Consider the following 23,824-nt stretch of genomic DNA (forward strand, 5'->3'; position numbering starts at 1 on the left):
TTTGTTTACATTTGATACGTATCTTCACTCAACTAACTACGCATTTATGATACCAGAGCAGTTTCAAATTAAGGAAGAAATTCATCAAACCAAATATTTGGTAAATGGGGAACTAAAAGATTGGAAGGGAAAGACTTCACCTGTCGTATCCACCATCTCATCCACCAAGGAGTATGCTCCAACACCTCTAGGTAGTATCCCTGATATGGGTGAGGCCGAGGCCATGGAGGCTCTGGACGCTGCTTTGGCTTCTTATAATAAAGGTCAAGGTGTTTGGCCAACCATGAAAGTTAAAGACCGCATTGAATGTATGGAATCCTTTGTCAAAAAGATGGAGGAAAAGCGCGAGGAGGTAGTGAAGTTGTTGATGTGGGAAATAGGCAAGAACCAACCAGATAGCTATAAGGAATTTGATCGTACCGTTGAGTATATTTATGATACGATTGAAGAATACAAACAGCTCGATAGAAATTCTGCAAAATTCTCTAAACATGATGGTGTTTATGCTCATATCCGCAGGGGGCCATTAGGGGTTGTTCTGTGCTTGGGGCCATATAACTACCCCTTGAATGAAACTTTCGCCTTGCTTATTCCGGCAATCATCATGGGTAACACCACTATTTTTAAACCTGCAAAACATGGCGTTTTGTTGATAACCCCTTTATTGGAGGCTTTTCAATCCAGTTTTCCAAAAGGAGTGGTGAATATTCTTTTCGGTAGAGGAAGGGCCGTTGCGGCACCTATTATGAAAACCGGGAAGGTGGATGTTCTGGCATTGATTGGTAATAGTAAATCTGCCAACGCATTGCAAGAGCAGCATCCAAAAAGCAATCGACTTCGTTTAGTTTTGGGACTTGAGGCTAAAAACCCAGCAATAGTATTGCCGGATGCTGATTTAGACCTTACTATCAATGAATGTATAGCTGGCACTCTTTCTTTTAATGGACAGCGATGTACTGCTTTGAAAGTGGTCTATGTACATGAGGATATCAAGGAACAGTTTTTAAAACGGTTCTCGGAAAAAGTAGATGCCTTGAAATTTGGCAATCCATGGGATAAAGATGTAAAGCTGACACCCTTGCCGGAACCAGGAAAACCAGCCTATATACAAGGACTCTTGGATGACGCCAAGAAAAAAGGAGCCAAAATCCAGAATAAAAAAGGAGGGAAGCATAAGGACAATTATATCTGGCCTGCGGTGTTGTACCCAGTAAGCAAAGACATGCTGGTATATGAAGAGGAACAATTTGGACCTATTATTCCAGTGCTTTCATTTAAGGATATTGAGGAGCCGTTGGACGACATGGCAGAATCTAACTATGGACAACAGGTAAGCCTCTTTGGGAAGGATGTATACACCTTATCTCCATTAATTGATACTTTGGCCAACTTGGTATGCCGTGTGAACCTGAACAGTTCATGTCAGCGTGGTCCCGATGTCTACCCTTTCACAGGACGTAAAGATTCCGCACAGGCCACTTTAAGTGTGCATGATGCACTTCGCTCATTTTCTATACGGACATTTGTTGCCTTCAAGGACAATGAGCTTAACAACGAAACTATAGAGCAGCTATTGGAGGCTAAGGTTAGTAATTTTTTGAGTACTGATTATATTTTGTAAGCGTTATTGTATTTGAGCCAGTTCGCCATAGCGCTCTTTTGTTTCTATAGCCTCAGCCAAACCAATTAGGTAATAGTTGAATTCTTCATGAAGAAGTATTCTATTCGGAAGGTTTTCAAATTCAGCGATTTGAGAAAGATACTTTTTGGATTCTTCCAAGTTATCCATGAGTAAATGGCCCAAGGATAAGTTGGCAAAGATGATTTTTTGTATTTCTGGGTTTGAGGTTCTATCGAGCTTGTCTTGCCAGTAGTTCAAGCATATTTCAATTTCTGGCTTTATTTCTTGATGGTTTCTCTTCTTTTTTTTACTCCCAGCAGATAAAGTATTAATCGCTGTTTTTGCAGAGTAACAGGCATCATTCAATGCTTCGTGACCTTTGTTTTTTATTCCGAAGATGGCAGAATAAACCGTTTTGTTTTGTTTTAGAAAATGTTCACGGAGTATTTCACCGCTTTTTTTGTAAAAAAACTCTAGGACATCAGCCTCATATTTTACCAATTTCTTGCCCAAGAGTTTTAGCTTCTTTTGCGGATTTTTCTTCAAGTTATATTTCATCTTAAAGATGGGATTCTGTAAAAAATGGCCAATGGGGAGGGACGTAGATTTTTCTTTTTCGTCAACATAAAACGTAATGGGATAGCTTAGCAAGGTGTCTTTGTAGCGTGTTACCACAGTTAGACTTGCAGTTGCATCAATTTGACAAATTATACTTTCCTTATCTGAGAAATCGATGTCGGATTGGAGGTTTTCAATTTTGTAATATAAAGTCTTTAAGGTAATAGTGATATCAGGATTTTGATTGGTTCTAGAATAAGGGGACTGATTGAATTCCATATATTTCTTAGCCCACGTATCCAGAGTGTCAGAGATGGCTTCTTGGAAAAGTCTATCCCTCTCTTGAAGGTCTCCTTCCTTTGACTTAGCGTTCCAGGAAATCTCGTCCCACCAATCCATTGGAGATAAATTAGAATCTACGAGAATATCATATGTAGATATATTTTGCGAAAGAGGAGTTTTTGGCGCAATGGTATAAGACCAAGACACAGGATTCTTAATAGGTTTTATTTTCTTTTGAGCACTTACCCCAAACGATACAGCCATAAAAAATAAACAAATGTTCCGAATCTTGGTAGTTGAATTATTGTTTTTAAGGTTCTTGGGGCTATCAAAATTGCCTAGATGGGTTTTTAAATAATTGCGCAGGTCATCCAAAGAGTTTTTGTCCAGCTTGTACTTCACAATTTCCAGTGTACATAGAGAACCATGCAAAAAGATGCTGTTTTTGGTTTCACGAACCATATCAACATGGGCTATGCTTAAGGAAAGCTTGCTAGGATATTTTTTTTGAAAAACACCATTTTTAATTACGTAGTAGGGGATAAAGACCTTGTGTAGGAAGTTGATGAAGTAAAGCAATGCTATTACAAAAGCTAGGATTGTAAGGTGAGAACTGCCATGAACAGATGTGTTATGATACACCACTGCTAAAATAATCCATGAGAAACCGAAGAAGAGACTTAAACCCAATCTTTTCCTACAGTATTTGATTTTCATAATGTTGCAATTTTGATACAACATTACATATATCGACCAATTGTTTTTACGGACAATTGATGGTTGCAGCATATAAATTGATGGATTAGGTAAACCCTTAAATAATTAAGAGTCTACCTAAATGGGTTTATAAAAGAAGTGAGATTCCTTTTGTGGAAAAGATTAAAGATTGCCGGCCAACCAATCCCCAACCTCTGAGGTTTTGTAGGCCTTACCGCCTTCTGCCAAGTCCTCAGTAACAATGTTCTCAGTGAGAGATTTGTTCACCACATTCCGTATGGCTTCCGCTTCTTCTTTCAAACCAAATGCAGTTTCAAACATCATAGCCGCCGAAAGTACGGTTGCCAAAGGATTTGCAATATCTTTTCCCGCAGCCTGTGGGTATGAACCGTGTATGGGTTCAAAAAGTGACGTTTTTTCGCCCAATGAAGCCGAAGGCATTAAACCCATGGAACCGGAAATAACTGAAGCTTCGTCGGTAAGAACATCTCCAAAAAGATTCTCTGTGATGAGTACATCATACGAATTTGGCCATTGAATGAGACGCATCGCTACGGCATCTACGAACTCATAGGAAACCTCTACTTCTGGATAGTCTTTTTCCAAAGCCTGAACGGTTTCTCGCCATAAACGGGATGTCTCCAAAACGTTGGCCTTGTCTACGCAGCATAGTTTTTTGGAACGTTGCATGGCCATTTCAAATCCTTTTCTAGCCAAACGCTCTACTTCTGCTCTGGTATAGGTGCAGGTGTCATATGCCGTGTTTCCATCGTCTTCGCGACCTCGTTTCCCAAAGTAGATTCCACCCGTTAGTTCTCTTAGAAACACTAAATCTGTTCCTTCAATACGGTCCTTTTTTAAGGGTGATTTATCAATTAGCGAGGGAAATGTAAATGTAGGTCTTACATTGGCGAACAATCCCAACTTTTGACGCATTTTCAGCAAACCTTGCTCTGGTCTTACTTTAGCCGAAGGATCATTATCAAAACGAGGATGCCCTATAGCCCCAAATAAAACCGCGTCGGCAGTCTCACAAATTTCGTGCGTTTCATCTGGATAGGGATTCCCTACGGCATCTATTGCGGCGGCCCCTGTTAGTGCTGGTGTCCAATCAATTTCATGTCCAAATTTCTCGGCTACGGCATTGGATACTTTTACAGCTTGGTCTATTACTTCTGGACCTATTCCATCTCCAGCTAAAAGGGCTATGTTAAATTTCATTTGGTTGAGTTATTAGTAAACAGTTTTTAATATAGTTTTTCACAATGACTGATGCTCATATAAATTTGTTGTCCACTGAATCAAAAGAGATTGAGCATTTTTTCCGTAGCTTTTATAGCAGACACTGTTTGGTCAGAATCCAATCCACGTGTTGTAAAGTCTTTTTCTTTGGTTTTCCAGGTAATAATGGTTTCGCAGAGCGCATCCGAAGTGCTTCCTGGTGGTATGCGTACTGCATAGTCGACCAATTTGGGAAGTTCCATTCCTTCTTTTTTATATACCTTTTGTAGAGCATTGATGAATGCATCAAACTGTCCATCTCCTTGTGCGTTTTCCTCATAGGATTTTCCATCAATTTCTATGGATAGGGTAGTGGATGGTTTTAAACCTTTAGAATGTGTCAACACATAGGATTTTACAAAAACCCGCTGTTGGTATAAATCTGAATCCAAGACATCTGAAATGATATAGGGTAAATCGTCTTTGGTAACCCTTTCTTTCTTATCGCCCAATTCAATAATTCTTTCCGTAACTTTCTTTAGTTCTTCATCATTTAGGGTTAATCCCAATTCCTGAAGGTTCTTTTGAATGTTGGCTTTTCCAGAGGTTTTTCCAAGGGCATACTTACGTTTTCTTCCAAATCTTTCAGGAAGTAAATCGTTAAAGTAAAGATTCTTTTTGTTATCTCCATCTGCATGTATACCAGCAGTTTGGGTAAAAACATTGTCTCCAACAATGGGTTTGTTGTCTGGTATTCCAAAGCCTGTAAATGCTGAGACTAATTTACTTACCTTAAACAGTGAAGATTCTTTTACACCAATATTTATTTCCGGCATAAAATCGTTTACAACAGCAACTACACTGGCCAAAGGTGCATTACCAGCACGTTCACCCATACCGTTTACCGTTAAGTGCAAACCATGACAACCAGCCTTAAGGGCTTCCATTACATTGGCCACGCTTAGGTCATAATCATTGTGCCCGTGAAAATCAAAATGGGTTTTGGGATAGCGCTCAATGATTTCGGTTAGGAAACTACCTGCTTCAAAATGAGTAAGTATGCCAAGGGTATCTGGTAATAAAACCCGTTTAATGGGCTGTTTCGTGAGAAAATCTAAAAATTGAAAAACATATTCCTTTGAATTTCGCATCCCATTGCTCCAATCCTCGAGGTATACGTTTGTCTCTATATCCATTTGCTGGGCCTTATTGATTACATTCTCGATAGCCTTGAAATGCTGTTCAGGTGTTTTTTTAAGCTGATGGGTCAAATGGTTCAGCGAGCCTTTAGTCAATAAATTCTGGACCTTGGCACCAGCTTTTTCCATCCAATCCAAGGAAACCCCACCGTCTACAAAAGTGAGTACTTCAACCTTGGAAATATACCCTTCGGTCTTTGCCCAATCGGTTATGTTTTTTACAGCATTGAATTCTCCATCGGAAACGCGCGCAGAAGCTACTTCGATACGGTCTACTTGAAGCTCTTCCAGCAGCAGTTTGGCTAAAGTCAGCTTTTCTGATGAGGAAAAGGAAACCCCAGAAGTTTGTTCACCATCCCTTAAGGTGGTATCCATGATTTCAACCGTTCTTTTTTCCATTTTCGCGGTTCTAATCAAATTGTCGTTCAAAAGTTATAGCGGAGTGTTCTGTGCAAATTGCTGAATATCCTTTTTGATGTTCAATAGATAATCGATATCATCGAAACCATTGAGCATATTTTGTTTTTTGTAATCGTTTATGGCAAAGCTTTCTACTTCACCTGTTTCCAGTATGGTAATGCTTTGTTCTGGAAGATTAACTTTAATTTCGGTTTTAGGATTTGACTCAATAGCCTTAAATATCTTATCTAGGAATTCTGCACTCACCTGAACAGGAAGCACTCCTATGTTAAGACAATTATTCCGAAAAATGTCTGCAAAGAAGCTGGAGACTACACAGCGGAAGCCATAATCATATACTGCCCAAGCCGCATGTTCCCTTGATGAGCCAGAACCAAAATTCTTTCCTCCAACCAGTATTTTACCGGAATAGATTGGATTGTTTAATACGAAATGCTCTTTAGGTGTGTCGTCGGAGTTGTATCTCCAGTCTCGGAAAAGATTGTCTCCAAAACCTTTTCTCTCCGTTGCTTTTAAAAATCTTGCGGGTATGATTTGATCTGTATCCACATTTTCTATGGGCAATGGGACTGCACTACTGGTCAATATGTTGAATTTGTCGTATGCCATTTTTGTTATTAGTTATCAATTATGATTTAACTATTAAGAATAGGAATTTAGAGAATGGTTTATGCCTCCTGAAGTTCCATTAGTTCTCTAGGGTCTGTCACCTTTCCAGTTACCGCCGCTGCCGCTGCCACCAAGGGGCTTGCCAATAGGGTTCTTGCACCAGGACCTTGTCTGCCCTCAAAATTTCGATTCGAAGTACTTACTGCATATTTTCCAGCAGGAATTTTATCATCGTTCATGGCCAAACATGCGGAACAACCGGGTTCGCGTAATTCAAACCCTGATTCTTGAAGAATGTCCAAAATACCTTCCGCCTTGATGGCTTCTTCCACTTTGTGAGAACCAGGCACCAACCAAGCTGTCACATTCTCTGCTTTTTTTCTCCCCTTTATTATAGATGCAAACGCTCTAAAGTCTTCAATCCTTCCGTTTGTACAACTTCCCAAGAATACAAAATCTATAGGCTTGCCAATCATGGCTTCACCTTCTTTAAAGTCCATATAGGACAAGGATTTTTGATAGGTTGCTGCTCCAGCATCCATAGCTTGGGCTGTGGGAATGCCACTCTGGATTCCGATGCCCATTCCTGGGTTTGTACCGTAGGTAATCATGGGTTCGATATCAGCAGCATTAAAGGATATCTCCTTGTGGAATACTGCATCACTATCAGAACGTAAGGTATTCCAATATTCCATGGCTTTATCCCAGTCTTTTCCCTTAGGAGTATATTCCCTCTCTTTAATGTAATCAAATGTTGTACTATCTGGGGCTATCATTCCTCCACGAGCACCCATCTCTATACTAAGATTACACACGGTCATTCTTCCTTCCATTGACATATTCCTGAATACTTCACCCGCATATTCCACAAAGTATCCTGTTGCTCCTGAGGTTGTTAGTTGGGAAATAATATATAGGGCCACATCTTTTGGTGTCACGGCATTGCTCAATTCCCCATCAATGGTAATCCGCATACTTTTAGGTTTGGGCTGCATGATGCACTGTGTGGAAAGCACCATTTCAACCTCGCTTGTACCAATACCAAAGGCGATAGCACCAAAGGCCCCGTGTGTAGAGGTGTGCGAATCTCCGCATACAATGGTGGCACCCGGCACAGTAATGCCATTTTCAGGGCCAATAACATGAACAATTCCATTCTTTTCATGTCCAAGTCCCCAATAAGGAATACTATGTGCTTTTGCATTCTCTTCCAAGGCCTTCAATTGATTGGCCGATAGCTTATCTTTTACGGGTAAATGCTGATTACGGGTTGGAGTGTTATGGTCCGCGGTTGCAAATGTACGTTCTGGGTAAAGAACCTTTATTCCTCGGTTTTTGAGCCCGAGAAATGCTACTGGACTTGTCACTTCATGAACTAAGTGCCTGTCAATAAAAAGGACATCAGGTCCATTTTCGATATGTTGTACCACATGGGAGTCCCAAACTTTGTCAAAAAGAGTCTTGCTCATCACCTAAATAAACTTTTAATAACGGATAAAAGTAATTTTAAGGTAAAAAGGAGCCAATACAAAGGAATTGAAATTACGATGTTCAACGATTTCCATTCAATTTTTTCTAGGCTAATTGGACTTTTAATTTATCATATTTCCTGCCTGAAATGATTTTCTTTTCCTTCACTTTGGTGATATTTTTGTGTTTCATCTCATTATGAGGTAAACACCGATAAGAATTTACCTTCATTTGTGTTAACTAATTTAACAGAGTATTCACCTATTAACATAATACCCTCTTAAAACTCTGTATTTTAACAGGTTGACCTTTATTTTAACATTGCTGTAACGTCACACAAACGATCACGTTTCTACTTTAGAGCCACAACCTTTACAGTTTATTCATTAACAAAATCAAAAACGAACCAATGAAAAAATGTTACTCGGCTATTTCTGCTATTTTTTTTCTTGCCATTTTATTTTCATCTTCATCTTCCATCGCTCAATTGAACTTTTTACCACGTGGTAGCCAAACGGCTAAAGTGATGCAGCGTATTGGAAACACCGACGTTACCATTGTTTACTCTCGCCCCAGTGTAAATGATCGCGAAATATGGGGAGCATTGGTGCCCTATGGTATGAACAATTTAGGATTTGGCACTGCCAAAGAATCTCCTTGGAGAGCGGGTGCCAATGAAAACACAATTTTCAAAACATCCCATGACCTTAGTATCGATGGAAAAACTTTGCCCGCCGGCAAGTATGGACTTCATATGATAGTCAACGAAGACAACACGGCAACAGTGATTTTTTCCAATAATTATAGTGCTTGGGGGAGTTATTTCTATAAACCTGAAGAGGATGTTCTTCGTGTGGACGTAAGTGCCAAGGAAATAGCACATGTTGAACAATTGACGTATGGATTTGATTCTGTGGATGCCAATTCGGCCATGGTATCATTGAATTGGGAAAAGAAACAGATTCCATTTAAGATTGAAACCGATGTGACCAACAATGTTTTGACAGAGGTACGTAAACAATTACAAACCACACCCGGATTTGCCAGACAGAGTTGGGAACAGGCTGCAAACTTTGCATTGAACAATGATGGCGACTTGGATGAGGCGCTCTCATGGGCTGATGCCGCAATTGCCGGTCAATTCTTTAGTCAAAAAACATTCAACAATCTGAATATAAAGTCTCAGATTTTGGCAAAACAAGGTAAAACCACAGAGGCCAAGGCTCTAATGGAAGAAGCATTGCCTTTGGGGACCGTTTTCCAAGTACATGGCTATGGAAGACAGCTTATAGCCCAAGGGAAAAATGATGAAGCCCTGGAAATTTTCAAATGGAATGCAAAAGCGCATAAAGGAACTTGGCCTGTTCATTATGGATTGGCGAGAGGATATTCGGCTTTAGGTGACAACAAATCTACCCTCAAGCATCTAAAAATTGCCATGGAGAATGCTCCAGCGCAAGCAAACAAGGACCGAGTTGCGGCGAACATTGCCAAAGCGGAAAAAGGGGAAGGAATCAACTAAGCTCATTCTTTTATACCTAAAAAAGTGCCCGGGAAAACCCAGGGCACTTTCTTTTTAATGCTCAATACTAAAGTTCAATATGTTTTCTGTTGATTTTGTATCCATACTATTATCGGAAAGATCTGTATCAAAAAGGCGTTCTAGATTGTTTCCAGCTAAATCCTCAAGAACTGGGTTGACATGAACAGAATAATTCCCCAAAATCCATTTTTCTTCTGGTTTAAACTCTATTTTCAATTCATTCTCCAAAAGAGAAAAAGTACCTTCAATTAATTCGCCCTCGCGGTTTTTGACCTGAATAGTTTCCAATATCAAAACAGCGTCCATAGGCTCGTTAAAACGAATTTCCAATGGATTTTGGGTATTTTCCTTCGGAATATTAACCTCCCATAGCTTTGGATTGGGTCTTTGCAAATCCTTTCCGACTACATTTAACATTTTAACGTACTTTCTGGTTAAGGGATAACCCTGCTCAGAAGTCCATAGACTATCTATTGAAATGGTATAGCAGTGTTTTTGCAAAAGGGGAGGCCCTTTTTCCTGATTGGGTATCAAATCCGTCTTAATTCTACCAGGGTCCAACCAAAGAGTTAGTCTAGTACGCTCTTTATTCCAAAGTTCAGTCTCCATTTCTAGAAAAATATCAGATTCCTTTTGTGCCGTGTTATCAAAAACCGAAATAAAATCCAAGGCGCTTTTAGAATGCTGCATGGGATGAGAGAAAACAAAATACATCTTTAGAAGATTTTGTGGTACCGTGTCCATTGAAGGATAGATTGCTATAAGTTCTGGGTTCTTTTGTTTGCTAGAATGGTCTATAGTAAAAGATTCAATGGTTTTTTTGTTTTTTCGTATCTCATAGGTTTGACCTGCGGTAAATGCAACGATAGGAATAAAGGTACAGGTTCCCTTTTCACAGGTAAGATTGCCCAAAATTGGGCTTTGATCATTTTGTTTCAAATGAAATGTATATCCAGAAGATTCCTCCGTTTCATATTCTACACTTACTACCTTTCCATTGTTATAGTTAACATGAATATCCTCTGAAGACTTTTTTTTCACACAATTAAAGAAAAGTGCAACACAAAAAAAGACCAAGGATAACTTGATCTTTTTGTTTATGATTGAGTAAGGGTAAATCACATCCATTTGGTAGATCTGCTGCGCAATATCAATTCACCGCTTCCTGTTCTTTGAATATAAAGCACATTGGAGTCATCTAAATTGTCCATTTGCTGAACATAGGGAAAAGGAAGATTATCATAAGGAACACCAGTGGCTACGGCAAATTCGGTCACCGGCTTAGTCAAGGTCTCTTTGAAATCGGCAATGTCCTCGTAATCCAATCGCATTACAGGACGATTGGTATTGGACATTAAAAAGTATTTCTTGCCCTCTTTTTTGTAGGATATCATGTCCAAAGGAGAGTTGCCCGCTCCCAGTTCGGCGACAGTACGTCCCTTAATGTGTTTTCCGTTTTCGAGTTCGGCCATAGGAAACAAAACCAAAGGAGTACAGGTATAGCTCGCCATTAAATAATCTTGATTATTCAAAGAAACTACATCAAAGGTCTTGATGGGGGCATGAGTTTCGTATTGACCATGCGCCGCATGCCAAATTTCCAGGGAAGTTTGGTCCTGCGAATCTGTAAATGGAAAAGGGATACTTCTGAAAGTAGAGGCAAATTCTTTGTTGGAGAGTCCTGATACCAAAATACGGTCTCCATGAAACTTTAAATCAGCGATGGCCCACATCCTTTGCGGTCTTCCTCTTTTATCCTTGGCATCTGCATCAATGGCATCATTTAGCGAAATTTTGGAATAGCTAATCCCTTTTAGGGATACATTTTCCAGTGCTTCATCCTTCAATCGGAGAAGCACTGTTGTGCCATCTTCCATACTTACCGCAAAATATGGGGTTTTTGACTTTGGATTTACCGCCATATCACTAATTCTGATTTTGTCTTCAGTGGTGCCCAATGATGCAGCTATCATTTGGTCAAACTTTCTGATATTGATTTCATCGCCATTGCCCTTTTCACTGCTATCTTTTGTATCTAGCGCATAAACCATGGCATTTTCAGAATCCCCAACAAATAGTATTCCTTCAGGACCAAAGCTTAAAGCGTTGATGGAGCCAATTTCGGGGTCCCCATAAATAAAATTAGCGGTAAGGTCTTCGGAGGTTTCGTTCGTGGTCCATGATGATAGACCATACAAGGAAAGGACCAACAACAAGGTTGGTAATATAAATTTTTTCATGAAAGTTAGTTTTCTGTAAGGTAGATTCTTTTGTTTTAAAAAGGGAATTGATTAACAGGGAATTAACTCATTTTAACGGGAACACCGAGAGTTATTCGTCCAGTCTTATTTGATTAGCTTATATAGTTCCAAATGGTCTTATCCTGAGATAGATTTTGGTAGGCTTGCAAAATACTTCGGTTTTCCTCTTTTTGAAGAGCTGGGTCTTTTTTAAGTAAATTCATTGCATAGAAACGGGCCGTTTGTAGAATTTGATTGTCTTTTACAATATCTGCAATCTTAAGATTCAGCATTCCGCTCTGTTGGGTTCCCATAAGGTCACCTGGTCCTCTTAATTTTAAATCCACTTCCGCTATTTCAAACCCATCATTCGTACGTACCATGGTCTCAAGGCGGGTCTTGGAATCCTCTGAAAGCTTATGACCGGTCATTAGAATACAAAAGCTCTGTTCAGCACCGCGTCCCACACGTCCTCTGAGTTGATGCAATTGAGATAAGCCGAAACGCTCGGCACTTTCTATTATCATTACAGAGGCATTGGGAACATTCACGCCAACTTCAATTACCGTTGTGGCCACCATAATCTGGGTTTCGCCTTTTACAAAACGTTCCATCTCATATTCCTTGTCTGCCGGTTTCATTTTTCCATGCACAATAGAAATCTGATACCCTGGTAAAGGGAAATCCCTGGCAATACTTTCATAGCCATCCATGAGGTCCTTATAATCCAGAGCTTCAGATTCTGCAATAAGGGGATAAACAACGTATACTTGCCTACCTTTTTTGATTTCATCTTTTATAAACTGGAAAACCTTTAAACGATTGGAATCGAAACGATGTACTGTTTTTATAGGTCTACGTCCAGGGGGTAATTCATCTATTACGGAAATGTCCAAGTCTCCGTATAGGCTCATGGCCAGCGTTCTTGGAATGGGTGTTGCGGTCATGACCAAAATGTGGGGAGGAATCTCATTTTTATGCCAAAGTTTGGAACGTTGTGCCACACCAAAGCGATGTTGCTCATCAATTATAGCCAATCCCAAGTTTTTAAACTGAACGGTATCTTCCAAAATGGCATGGGTTCCTACCAAAATATGAAGTTCTCCACTTTGTAATCCTTCATGGATTGTTTTGCGGGCGGATTTTTTGGTGGAACCAGTGAGCAAATCAATTTTCACATCCATTTGACCCAATAAATCCTTCAAACCATTAAAGTGTTGCTGCGCCAGGATTTCGGTAGGAGCCATCAAACAGGCCTGAAATTCATTGTCCATGGCAAGAAGCATACAAAGAAGGGCCACAATGGTCTTACCGGAGCCTACATCACCTTGTAATAAACGATTCATTTGAGCATTGCTCCCCAAATCGTTACGGATTTGCTTTATTACCCTTTTTTGGGCGTTGGTCAACTCAAATGGTAAATGTTCTTTGAAAAACGTATTGAAGTAGGAACCAACTTCGCTAAAGGGCATCCCTTTTATTTTCTGTTTTCTTAAGAGTTTTTTGGAAATGAGCTGTAATTGTACAAAGAAAAGTTCCTCAAACTTTAGACGAAACTGGGCTTTGGCCAAGAGATCTTGATTTTTGGGAAAATGAATGTTCAACAATGCCTCACTTTTGGAAATTAGTTTCAGTTCGTCCAAAATTTGTGTGGATAAAGATTCATTGAATTGTCCCTTACATTCCAAAAACAGCTGTTGTACCATTTGGCTCATCACCCGATTGGTAATTCCTTTGGCACTCAGTTTTTCAGTTGAAGGATAAATGGGCTGCATGGCAATTTTTAATCCCTTCTGATGCGCAGTCAGAAGCTCCATCTCTGGATGCGCCATTGAAAACGTGCTACCATATCTAGAAATGCGTCCAAAGACAACGTAAGGTTCATTCAACTTGAGATTCTCGCGTATCCATTTATGGCCACGAAACCAAACCAGTTCCATCTGTCCGGTGTCGTCTACGAAAGTGGCCACCAATCGTTTCCCTCTTTTCTGCTCAACCGTTTTTATATGAACGATTTTACCAACTATTTGCAAATCAGCTCCGCTGGGCTGCAGTTGGTTAATTTTATAGTATTGTGTTTTGTCCAGATATCGATTTGGAAAAAGCTGAAGTAAATCTCTGTAGGTAAAAATGCCCAACTCCTTATTAAGCGTTTCTGCCCGATTGGGCCCTACGCTTTTGAGATAGGTAATTGGAGTTTGTAGAAAATTGGCATTCATCAAACTAAAATATGTAATTTGGAAAGACTTTTGCTATACTCAAATCATGAAGCCATTCCCCATATTTATTTTTCTTCTCTTTTACCAAATAAGTTCTGCGCAGATACAGGACAAGGTAGATTTTAAGCAATGTGTAGCAGAGATTTATGTGGAACCAAATGAGAAAAAAATATCTGGGAGCTACCACATCCAATTTCTCGCTGTAAAAGACGTTGATTCAATTTTCCTTGATGCTCATAATATGTCTTTTGATGAACTCAAAATCACCAAAGACAAGGTGTATGAAAGTACTGAGGTGAAAATCAAGACAATTGTACAAAACAATAAACTGATTGTAAAAGGAAGGTTCAAAAAAGATGAGTTCTATACGCTAGAATTTGAATATAAAACCAACCCAAGGCAAACTGTCTATTTTTTGGGTTGGGATGATAATGATCCATCCAATGATCAGATTTGGACCCAAGGCCAGGGAAAATATACCAGTCATTGGCTGCCGAGCCTTGATGACATGAACGATAAAATTGAGTTTGATTTGAATTTTGTTTTAAAGGAAGACCTTGAAGTCATTTCCAATGGTCGTTTGTTGAAAAAAGATACTTTGCCAGATTCTAAAGCCTACGTATGGAAATTTGATATGCAAAAGCCTATGAGCAGTTATTTGGTCGCCTTTGCCATTGGTAATTTTGACAAAGAAATTCTTCAATCGACTTCAGGAGTCCCTATTGAACTGTACCATGAACCCAGAGACAGTTCAAAAGTTGAGCCTACCTATCGATATACAAAGCAGATTTTTGATTTTTTGGAAAATGAAATCGGAGTTCCTTATCCTTGGCAGAATTACAAACAGATACCTGTGCACGATTTTTTGTATGCGGGGATGGAAAATACGGGCGCGACCATTTTTTCAAACACCTTTGTGGTGGATTCCACAGCCTTTATCGACAAAAACTATGTCAATGTAAATGCCCACGAATTGGCCCACCAGTGGTTTGGAAATATGGTGACCGAACAGAGTGGTGAACATCATTGGCTTCATGAAGGCTTCGCGACGTATTACGCGTATCTAACAGAAAAAGAATTGTTCGGGGAAGACTACTTCTACTGGAAATTATACGAAACGGCAACTTCGTTAAACAACTTTTCAAAGGACGGAAATGGTGAGGCATTGACCAATCCTAATGCAGGAAGCCTCACATTTTATGAAAAAGGCGCTTGGGCTCTGGTCATGTTAAGAGAGCGTGTGGGAGATGAGGCCTTTAAAGAAGGTATCCGAAACTATTTACAAAAATTTGCGTATCAAAATGTGACCATTTCCGATTTCATGTGGGAGATGCGAAAGGCTTCAGGTATGAAATTGATGGATTTTGAGCAGATATGGCTTCAGGATTCTGAATTTCATATGGATTTGGTTGAGAACTATCTTTTGACAAAAAGCAAATCTCTTGAAGCCTATTTTATCATTAAGCAAACCAAAGAGAATTCCGCAGATAACCTGGTAAATGCTATGCTCAATAAATATTGGGATATTAATAAATCCTCTCATTTTAAAAGACAGGTCGTTATTGACTTCGTAAAAGATATTTCCGAAGAAAAATGGGTTAAGATGGTTGAGAAGGAAGAAATAAAGGTCCGCCAAGCATTAGCATTAAGTGTTCCAAAGATTTCGGCGACCCTAAAACCAGTTTTTGAATCGATGCTGAATGACGAAAGCTATGTGACCCAAGAAGCGGCCTTGTTCAAACTTTGGAGTGATTTTCCGGAAGATCGTTCCAATTATTTAGAAAAAACCTCGGGAACTATTGGTCTGCCCAATAAAAATGTAAAGCTATTATGGCTTGCCCTGGCCTTGGCTACTCCAGCATATAAAAATGAACAAAAACGCGCATTCTATGATGAGTTGAGCGGGTATACCCACCCCAAATACCACTTTGAGGTACGCTTATTGGCATTCCAATATCTAAACAATCTTGATGCCTTCTCTGATGAAGCACTAAAGAATTTGATAAATGCCTGTAACCATCATGTTTGGTACTTTAAAAAGTCGTGTCGCACATTTTTGAAGGGTTTTTTGAAAGGTGAAGGAAATAGAGACCGACTTAAAACCATATACGTTTCACTGAATCAACAGGAGAAGGAGTATTTGGATAAAACTTTAGGTAAATGAGAGCATTGGTTATATCGGGGGGAGGAAGCAAGGGCGCCTTTGCGGGAGGTGTAGCTCAGTTTCTTATCCAAGAGGCCAAGCACGAGTACGACCTATTTGTGGGCACTTCAACAGGTAGCCTTTTAATAACCCATTTGGCCCTAAACAAGTTGGATAAGATTAAGGATATCTACTCATCGGTGAACCAACATAGCATATTCAATAATTGTCCTTTTATCATTAAAAAGAAACATGGGGTTGAACGCATTGCAATCAATCATTGGAACGTGTTCAAAAACTTCATAAAGGGTAAAAAGACCTTTGGCGAAAGCGAAAACCTGAGAGAACTGATTCGCGAATCCATTACCGAAAAGGAGTTTACCGCATTAAAGAACAGCAACACCGATGTAATCGTTACTGTATCCAATCTTTCCCTAAACCAAGTGGAATACAAATCTATAAATGAATGTACTTATGAGGAATTTTGTGATTGGATATGGATTTCTTCCAATTATGTTCCTTTTATGAGTTTGGTAAAACGTAATGGCTGTGAATATGCCGATGGCGGACTGGGAAGCTTAGTGCCCATTGAAGAGGCTTTGAAAAGAGGAGCCACAGAATTGGACGTTGTGGTTCTTCGTACAGAGGTCAATTATTTAAATAGAATGCCTGTTCGCAGCCCGTTTGAATTGATAACTACCAGTTTCGAGTTTATGCTGGACAGAATTGAGAATCAAAACGTACGTGTTGGAAAACTTGTCGCCAATCAAAAGGATGCCATCATCAATTTTTACTACACGCCCACCGTCTTGACCACAAATTCTCTCATTTTCAACAAGGAACGAATGACTTTATGGTGGAAACGTGGCTATCTCTACGCAAAAAACAAAAACGAAGAGACTAGCCCTATAGACCCTGAGCATTCGGAATAATGGCCAATTTCCCCTACTATGGATTTAGGCATGTTATGGAATTCAACTAGAATAGGGTTGGGTTGAGTGGTGTATTGATTTCTTTACCTATTTCCGCACCAGGGCACCAGGTTTTCCAATCATTAAGCTGTCCATCGTTTTCTGGTTTTTTTAATTTCATCTTTTTATCCATATAGATAATGGTCATTACTTTTCGCATGTTCTGGGTAGTGTTAGCTCCGGCTCTATGGAAAATCCACCCAGAATGAAAGCTTATTTCCCCAACATCAAAAGGTTCAATAACATGGTTAAAGTCCGTGATCCTAAGTTTTTCCTGTATTCTAGATTCACTTTCATCACTTATGGATAATTCCCTTCCCTCCAAAATAGCATGGCTACCCGCGCTAAATTCTAGTGGGCCCATTTCAAGACTTGTCTGTTGAAGTGGAATCCATGCTGTAATGGCTTTATCAGTTTCCAAGGGCCAATAATATTGATCAGCATGCCACGGGGTAATACCTCCTCCTGCTTCTTTAAAAAGCGCCTGGTCATGGTAAAGTCTAACCCCTTCTACCTGCATTAACTGAGTTGCAATTCCCGCCAGTCGTTTGCTAAAAACCAAATTCTTGATATCAGAATCATGTTCCCATAGGTTAAATAACTGTAAAAAGGCTTTTCCATACGTGTTTCGTTTCTCAAGAGGGGTTTCTTCTTGATTGCGTTCATCTACCTTTTTAGAAATGACATCATTATAAAAGGCTATAACCTCAGCATCCAGTACATTTTTTAGCTTGATGAATTTATTTTTAGCATAAAAGCTTATTTGGTCCTCATTAAGAGGGAAGGCTTGTTGTAACAATTCCATTTTTTTGAAAATATAGCTGTAAAATTAGAGGGTAAAACAATGTATAGGTTATGCTATTCTAACCATTTATTGACCTATCTAAACATTAAATTCATATTAAGAGGATGAATTAGGTTTATATTTGCTATAATGAAAGTTCAATTGGAGAAAATCCTTTTTCAAGGGTCAATTAATTTTTTTGTGAGGGAATCTTCCCAGTTTCAACCCTATTGGCATTACCATCCCGAAATAGAAATTACTTTAATTACCAAAGGCAAAGGATTTAGATTCGTAGGTGATTCTATTCACCCTTACGCAGAAAATGATTTAGTAATAATAGGTGAAAACACACCACATCAATGGGTAAGCAGTACTACTGATGAAACGAACCTCCAAAGGGCTTACGTGATTCAATTTAAAAAAGAACTGTTTCAGTCGTTTAGAGAATGTTATCCCTTGGAAACTCTTTTAGAGGAATCCCAAAGAGGAATTCAGTTTCTTGGTTCTAAAAGCACTATAATTCCGGTGATTTTGTCCTTTCAAAATGCCAACGGGATACAAAGGGTCTCTTTGCTGTTCGAATTGTTAAACGAACTTTTGGAGTACAAAGAAAAGTTGGTACTATCCTCCACAAAGTATAAATATCCATTGAACGTTAGGGATGAACGTTTTGTAAAAATCAACAATTATATATTAAACCATTTGGACCAAAAACTAACTGTAGAACATGTGGCGGAAAAATGCAATATGGTTCCTCAATCCTTTTGTAGATGGTTTAGGAAGTGTTCGGGACACTCATTTATTAGTTTTGTGAATATTATGAGGGTAGAGATGGCATGTCAATCTTTGATTAATTCCAATTTGTCCATAAAACATATTGCATTGAATTCCGGCTTTGAAAATGTGAGTCATTTCAATAGGACCTTTAAGTCCTTAAAGCGAAGGACTCCAACAGAATTTAGAAAATCGAGATAATGAAGTTGTTTACCAAAGCTCACTTACTTCCTTTTTTATAAAAGAAAGAGCGGTAGAGGAGGGGGACTGTTTTTCCATAGTCTGATTAAGAATATCTTCCCGAAGTTTATCAGGAGATTCTGTCTGACTCATTCCAGCAGAACGGATGGCTTGAATGGTTGCATTTTTTGCCGCCTTTATGATATTCCAACATTCATCCGACATATAAATTTGTTGAGAAAGGTTGTGATCAAATTCGGTTTCAATTTGCCGAATCAACAAATTCTCATAATCACTTTTGCTTTTCCCTACCGGTGCTACTCGAACCACAAGGCTGTTCAGTGAAATTCGTTCCAAAAAAAGAACCATTCGCTCGTAGGCCTGCAAACGGATAGGCAAGGCATCTTTTTGAGCATCTTTTTGAAGTAAATACCTTCTTCTACCATCTTCATTTCTAGTATGCAATCTGAAAAAGTAAAAGGCAACCGCACCAGTTACAACAGCTGGCAATAAAAAGGCAAACAATTGGAAAATTTCATCTCCGGTCATGGGTAGTTGGTTTTTTTGATTTTCTAGAAAGTAGAACGAACTAAACTTGGAAAAAGTATGAATGAAGTCTCAAGTATCTTTCCGCCCAAGATTCATTAAAACCTACTGGGCTACTTTCACACTTTCCTTGACCTTACCATAAAAATCCTCGTAATTCGGGCGCAGTTTTATCGCTATACCTTCTTTGAAGTTGCCATCTTTAACCAAAGTGGACAGTTTTTCTGTTGTAACACCCAAAGAATCCGTAAGTCTTTTGGTAACGGCAATTGCTTGATCATAGGTTGTAGCGAACTCTCCTGTAATGTTCAGTCCTACTACTTCCGTTTTTCGGTCTGGATTCGCTTTTATAATATCGGCAACCCTAGCGAGCCATTCATTGCCTTCATCCGTTAGTTCCATAGAACTATCCGAACCAAAAAGTGTGTTCAAACTTCCTGAAAGTATGATATCCCCCTCTGAAAAATTGGCATTTGCGTTTTCTCCCAAGGTTTTTTTCACCTGAGTTAAGGCAACAATGGCCGTAGAGTCATTGGAAGCAATCATTTCATTGATGCCGTTTAGTTGTTTTTCCTTTTGTTGGAGTGCAGCAAGCGTCTTGTTTACATTTTCACTGCTTTTTTTGGAAAGCTCTGAAAAGCTGGTCAGATTTTTCAAAAGAGTGGCATTGGCTTCACGTAGGCTCACATTTTCGGTCTTCAAGGTTTCGGATTTTGCCTTACTGGAAGAAACTTCCCTCTTGACTGATGCTAGTTCTTGCTCCAGTTCTTGCTTTTCAGATTTCAATTCTTCAATTTGGGCAAAAAGTTCACTCTTTTTTTGCCCTAGGGCAATTCCAGAAAACAAAGCGAATAATAGAATGATAGGTAGTTTTGTTCGCATACAATTTAGATTTAGGTTTACTATGTTGAATATTCAGGAGAATTTCCGCCTAAATGGGGGCAGTCATATAATTTCTGCATCCCATCAAATGGCACTTCGTTTTTTTTGTAGCCGTAAACGGCGGATAAATCGCTGCTAAGATAATCATCATCTACATTTACTTGTATATCGTTCATGGTAAATTGACAGGGATGTTCATATCCCGCGGCATGGGTGATTTCTAAAAACTCTTTTCTAAAGGTTTTAAAATACTGGGCCAGGCGATCAGATTTTAAGGGCACGTTAATCCCATTTTGGAGCCATTTACTTTGTGTGGCCACTCCTGCGGGACAACGATTGGTATGACATACTTGTGCTTGAATGCACCCAATGCTCATCATGGCTTCACGAGCGACATTTATACAGTCTACCCCCATAGCAAAGGCCATGGCAGCCTTTGCAGGAAAACCTAATTTTCCACTTCCAATAAAAACAATTTTTTCAGAGAGTCCTTCGTCTTGAAAGATTCTATAAATGCAGGAAAAGCCATAGACCCAAGGCAAGGAAACATGGTCGGCAAAACTTGGAGGAGCCGCTCCTGTTCCACCTTCGCCACCATCCACGGTTATAAAATCAGGACCTTTTCCTGTTTTTTTCATCAAACTTGCAAGCTCCTGCCATTGGTCCAATTTTCCGATGGCTCCCTTTATACCAACAGGCAATCCCGTTTCATCTGCAATCTGTTCAATAAGGTCGACAAGCTCTGGAATGGATTTGAAGGCCTTGTGGGTGGAAGGGGAGAGGACGTCCTTTCCAACTTCCACTCCTCGAATTTCGGCGATTTCTGGAGTAATCTTTGCCCCGGGAAGTACCCCTCCTTTTCCTGGCTTGGCACCTTGGGACAACTTTATCTCAATTGCTTTGACACATGGATTTTCGTCAACTAGAATCTTCAATTTTTCAATGGATAGGTTGCCTTCACTGTTTCGAACCCCAAAATATCCAGTTCCAAAGTGAAAGATTACATCGGCGCCTTGTTTGTGATATGGGGAAAGTCCACCTTCACCCGTGTTGTGAAAAGCATGCGATTTAGCGGCCCCTTGGTTCATAGATTGTACCGCTCTAGCGGATAAAGAGCCAAAACTCATTGCAGAAATATTGATTACGGAAGCGGGGCGATACGGTTTCTTCCGCTTATGATGAGCACCCATCACTTTTGCACAGGGTAAAAAGTAGGGGTTTTCCGTGTTGGGATGTTTTTCTGGGATTTGATAGCCTATCATCGCATTTTTTACGAACATGTGTTGATGCGCATAGATATCACGGTCAGTCCCAAAACCCTCATAGTTGTTTTCTTTCTTGGCGGAAGCGTATATCCAACCACGCTCGATACGATTGAAAGGAAGCTCTTCCCGATTGTTAGCTACAAAATACTGGCGCATTTCGGGGCCAATACTCTCCAACCAATATCGCAAGTGACCAACGATAGGAAAATTATGCTTTATGGTATGGGACTTCTGAAAAAAGATATCCCAGATGGCCACAAGGAGCAAAAAGAAAAGTACCCAACCCCACCAAGGGATACTTATTAGAAAATCCATAAAGGAGTCCATAGTTACATATTCAAATAATCCAACGCCAATTCTGTCATAGCTTTTACGCCAAGCTGCATACCGGCATCATCGATTAGAAAATCAGGAGTATGATGGGGATAGGATTCTGTATTGCCAGGGGTCATGCCTCCAAGGAAAAAGAAAAATCCTGGAACATCCCTTTGGAAATAAGAAAAATCCTCTGCTCCCGTGATAGCTTTTTGTGCAATAACATTTCCATCACCTGCTACGCGTTGGAGGGTGGGTAACATCTGCTGCGCCAATTCTGGTATATTAAAGGTTATGTCCGTAGCATCTTTTATTTCGCAGGTAGCTTCGCCACCATACGCTTTGGCAATATCGGCCACCATTTCTTTCATTCGCTTGTTGATATGATCTTTCATGTCATAGTCCAATGTTCTAATAGTACCAAGCATTTCGGCAGATTCGGGGATGATGTTAAATCGCACCCCACTTTTGATTTTACCCACAGTAATGACTGCAGCTTCATTGGTCAGATTGGCCTCTCTACTGATTATGGTCTGTAGCCCGTCAATAATCTTAGCACTAATCAAGATAGGGTCCACACCACTCCAAGGTTGAGAGCCATGACTTTGTTTTCCCTTTACCTTTATTGTAAAACTTTGGGCAGCAGCCAAGGCACCGCCTATTTTATAGCGAATGGTCCCAACCGGGGTTTGTGAATTGATATGTAGTCCAAAAATGGCATCTACATCTGGGTTCTTTAAAACCCCTTCTTTCACCATAAGCAAAGCCCCACCTTCTTCGCCCGGAGGCGCTCCTTCTTCCGCTGGTTGAAAAACAAACTTGACCGTGCCATTTATTTTGTCTTTGTTTTTCGACAGAACTTCTGCCACACCCATCAGAATAGCAGTATGGGTATCGTGACCACAGGCATGCATCACACCGACCTTTTCACCCAAAAACTCTGTAGTTACAGTAGATTTAAAGGGGAGGTCATTCCTTTCGGTGACAGGCAGTGCATCAATATCCGCGCGTAGCGCTACTACCTTACCAGGATTATCACCTTTCAAAACACCTACCACACCTGTATGGGCTACTCCCGTGGTGACTTCAATTCCCAATGATTTTAGATGATTGGCAATTTTTTCTGCGGTTTTGAATTCACGATTGCTTAATTCTGGGTTTTGGTGGATGTCATGTCGCCATTCAATTACTTTGTTTTCGATAGCCGCATAATCCTTTTCCAAATTTGGTCCTTGAGCCCATATAGCAAGGCAAGAACAGAAACATGCTAGGGTTAAAATCTTCTTCATTGTATTAAAATTTAATGAGTTGATAGCCTTTGTTTTGTAGTTGAATCAATGCTGTCATGGCCGAAAGGGAGATTTGGACTCCTGAAATTAGGTCTTCTTTGGGATAATCCCTGGATTTTGAGGATTGACCACATAAAATAATCTCCACCCCCGAATCCATAAGTTGATTAATCATATCATGATTAGGATTTGGGGAGCCAAAACGAGCTTGGTATGCTTGGTTCGTAATCACATCTTTAGCTGCTTTGCCATGAATAACCAATGCCACTTTTAGTTGTGATTCTGGCACACCGCTTTGAGCGTGCATATTTAAAAAACGGGCAGCAGTTTCAATGCTTCTGTTCAGTGCTGTAGGCGATTTTGGACTGTTCATCACATCAAAAACCACTTTGTATTCCATGGTTGTGTCCGTTGCAAAGTCAGGATTCTCAATTTTCCACACTTTCCCATATTCCTTCAATACGGGACCTGCTTTTTTTTCTTGGGCCGATATCAGCATTGGTAGAATTAAAATTGAAGGAAGGAAAAAGTCGGATAGTTTCATTTAAAGCACCTTTAAACCCTTAAATATATTCA

Annotated in this window: 19 protein-coding genes; 5 read left to right on the forward strand and 14 right to left on the reverse strand. The window is 39.8% G+C overall.

Features of this window, described 5'->3' with window-relative positions; genetic code table 11:
• Positions 1-46 precede the first annotated feature (46 nt).
• A complete protein-coding gene (locus CLV81_RS15315) occupies positions 47-1,621 on the forward strand; it encodes an NADP-dependent glyceraldehyde-3-phosphate dehydrogenase (RefSeq protein WP_106146059.1) in 1,575 nt (524 codons plus the stop codon).
• Between the two features lie 3 nt (positions 1,622-1,624).
• Here CLV81_RS15315 and CLV81_RS15320 read toward each other — a convergent pair whose 3' ends face one another.
• The 5 genes from CLV81_RS15320 to leuC all read right to left on the reverse strand — a co-directional run bounded on the left by CLV81_RS15320 (position 1,625) and on the right by leuC (position 8,096).
• Positions 1,625-3,178 carry a hypothetical protein gene (locus CLV81_RS15320; protein WP_146129909.1) on the reverse strand — a complete coding sequence of 518 codons (1,554 nt, stop codon included), beginning with the start codon at positions 3,176-3,178 and terminating at the stop codon, positions 1,625-1,627.
• Positions 3,179-3,340: 162 nt separating this feature from the next.
• The gene (gene leuB / locus CLV81_RS15325) at positions 3,341-4,399 is read right to left on the reverse strand and encodes a 3-isopropylmalate dehydrogenase (RefSeq protein WP_106146063.1); all 1,059 of its coding nucleotides are present in this window, start codon (positions 4,397-4,399) and stop codon (positions 3,341-3,343) included.
• 80 nt (positions 4,400-4,479) lie between these two features.
• A complete protein-coding gene (locus CLV81_RS15330) occupies positions 4,480-5,997 on the reverse strand; it encodes an alpha-isopropylmalate synthase regulatory domain-containing protein (RefSeq protein ID WP_106146065.1) in 1,518 nt (505 codons plus the stop codon).
• A 33-nt stretch (positions 5,998-6,030) separates the two neighbouring features.
• A complete protein-coding gene (leuD, locus tag CLV81_RS15335; protein WP_106146067.1) occupies positions 6,031-6,627 on the reverse strand; it encodes a 3-isopropylmalate dehydratase small subunit in 597 nt (198 codons plus the stop codon).
• 59 nt (positions 6,628-6,686) lie between these two features.
• Entirely contained in the window at positions 6,687-8,096 is a 1,410-nt protein-coding gene (gene leuC / locus CLV81_RS15340) for a 3-isopropylmalate dehydratase large subunit (RefSeq protein ID WP_106146069.1), read from the reverse strand.
• A gap of 410 nt (positions 8,097-8,506) precedes the next feature.
• Here leuC and CLV81_RS15345 point away from each other — a divergent pair, with 410 nt between their 5' ends.
• Complete coding sequence (locus CLV81_RS15345; RefSeq protein ID WP_106146071.1) at positions 8,507-9,619, forward strand: DUF2911 domain-containing protein; 1,113 nt, start codon at positions 8,507-8,509, stop codon at positions 9,617-9,619.
• A 54-nt stretch (positions 9,620-9,673) separates the two neighbouring features.
• Here the strand turns inward: CLV81_RS15345 and CLV81_RS15350 are convergent, their stop codons facing one another.
• The 3 genes from CLV81_RS15350 to recG all read right to left on the reverse strand — a co-directional run bounded on the left by CLV81_RS15350 (position 9,674) and on the right by recG (position 14,099).
• Complete coding sequence (locus CLV81_RS15350; RefSeq protein WP_146129910.1) at positions 9,674-10,681, reverse strand: Ig-like domain-containing domain; 1,008 nt, start codon at positions 10,679-10,681, stop codon at positions 9,674-9,676.
• Between the two features lie 77 nt (positions 10,682-10,758).
• A complete protein-coding gene (locus tag CLV81_RS15355; RefSeq protein WP_106146074.1) occupies positions 10,759-11,880 on the reverse strand; it encodes a hypothetical protein in 1,122 nt (373 codons plus the stop codon).
• Between the two features lie 113 nt (positions 11,881-11,993).
• Positions 11,994-14,099, reverse strand: a complete 2,106-nt coding sequence (gene recG / locus CLV81_RS15360) for an ATP-dependent DNA helicase RecG (protein WP_106146076.1) — start codon at positions 14,097-14,099, stop codon at positions 11,994-11,996.
• Between the two features lie 46 nt (positions 14,100-14,145).
• On the opposite strand from recG, the gene CLV81_RS15365 reads away from it, so the two are divergent.
• Both CLV81_RS15365 and CLV81_RS15370 read left to right on the forward strand, forming a co-directional pair.
• Positions 14,146-16,263, forward strand: coding sequence for a M1 family metallopeptidase (locus CLV81_RS15365; protein ID WP_106147619.1), 2,118 nt, complete (start codon positions 14,146-14,148; stop codon positions 16,261-16,263).
• The gene (locus CLV81_RS15370) at positions 16,260-17,174 is read left to right on the forward strand and encodes a patatin-like phospholipase family protein (protein ID WP_106146078.1); all 915 of its coding nucleotides are present in this window, start codon (positions 16,260-16,262) and stop codon (positions 17,172-17,174) included. Before CLV81_RS15365 ends, CLV81_RS15370 begins: the two co-directional genes overlap by 4 nt.
• 46 nt (positions 17,175-17,220) lie before the next feature.
• Here CLV81_RS15370 and CLV81_RS15375 read toward each other — a convergent pair whose 3' ends face one another.
• On the reverse strand, positions 17,221-18,018 hold the full coding sequence (locus CLV81_RS15375; protein WP_106146080.1) for a phytanoyl-CoA dioxygenase family protein: 798 nt from the start codon (positions 18,016-18,018) through the stop codon (positions 17,221-17,223).
• 129 nt (positions 18,019-18,147) lie between these two features.
• On the opposite strand from CLV81_RS15375, the gene CLV81_RS15380 reads away from it, so the two are divergent.
• A complete protein-coding gene (locus CLV81_RS15380; RefSeq protein WP_106146082.1) occupies positions 18,148-18,972 on the forward strand; it encodes an AraC family transcriptional regulator in 825 nt (274 codons plus the stop codon).
• A gap of 9 nt (positions 18,973-18,981) precedes the next feature.
• Here CLV81_RS15380 and CLV81_RS15385 read toward each other — a convergent pair whose 3' ends face one another.
• From CLV81_RS15385 to CLV81_RS15405, 5 genes are all read right to left on the reverse strand, one after another.
• Positions 18,982-19,500, reverse strand: a complete 519-nt coding sequence (locus CLV81_RS15385) for a DUF7935 family protein (RefSeq protein ID WP_106146084.1) — start codon at positions 19,498-19,500, stop codon at positions 18,982-18,984.
• 102 nt (positions 19,501-19,602) lie between these two features.
• The gene (locus CLV81_RS15390) at positions 19,603-20,379 is read right to left on the reverse strand and encodes an OmpA family protein (protein WP_106146086.1); all 777 of its coding nucleotides are present in this window, start codon (positions 20,377-20,379) and stop codon (positions 19,603-19,605) included.
• Positions 20,380-20,399: 20 nt separating this feature from the next.
• Entirely contained in the window at positions 20,400-21,971 is a 1,572-nt protein-coding gene (locus CLV81_RS15395) for an FMN-binding glutamate synthase family protein (RefSeq protein ID WP_106146088.1), read from the reverse strand.
• A gap of 2 nt (positions 21,972-21,973) precedes the next feature.
• Positions 21,974-23,248 (reverse strand): amidohydrolase, encoded by a 1,275-nt coding sequence (locus CLV81_RS15400; protein WP_106146090.1) that lies wholly within the window; start codon positions 23,246-23,248, stop codon positions 21,974-21,976.
• Positions 23,249-23,252: 4 nt separating this feature from the next.
• The gene (locus tag CLV81_RS15405; RefSeq protein ID WP_106146092.1) at positions 23,253-23,792 is read right to left on the reverse strand and encodes a DsrE family protein; all 540 of its coding nucleotides are present in this window, start codon (positions 23,790-23,792) and stop codon (positions 23,253-23,255) included.
• Positions 23,793-23,824: the final 32 nt, after the last annotated feature.

Source organism: Flagellimonas meridianipacifica (assembly GCF_003001695.1).
Classification (GTDB): Bacteria; Bacteroidota; Bacteroidia; order Flavobacteriales; family Flavobacteriaceae; genus Flagellimonas; species Flagellimonas meridianipacifica.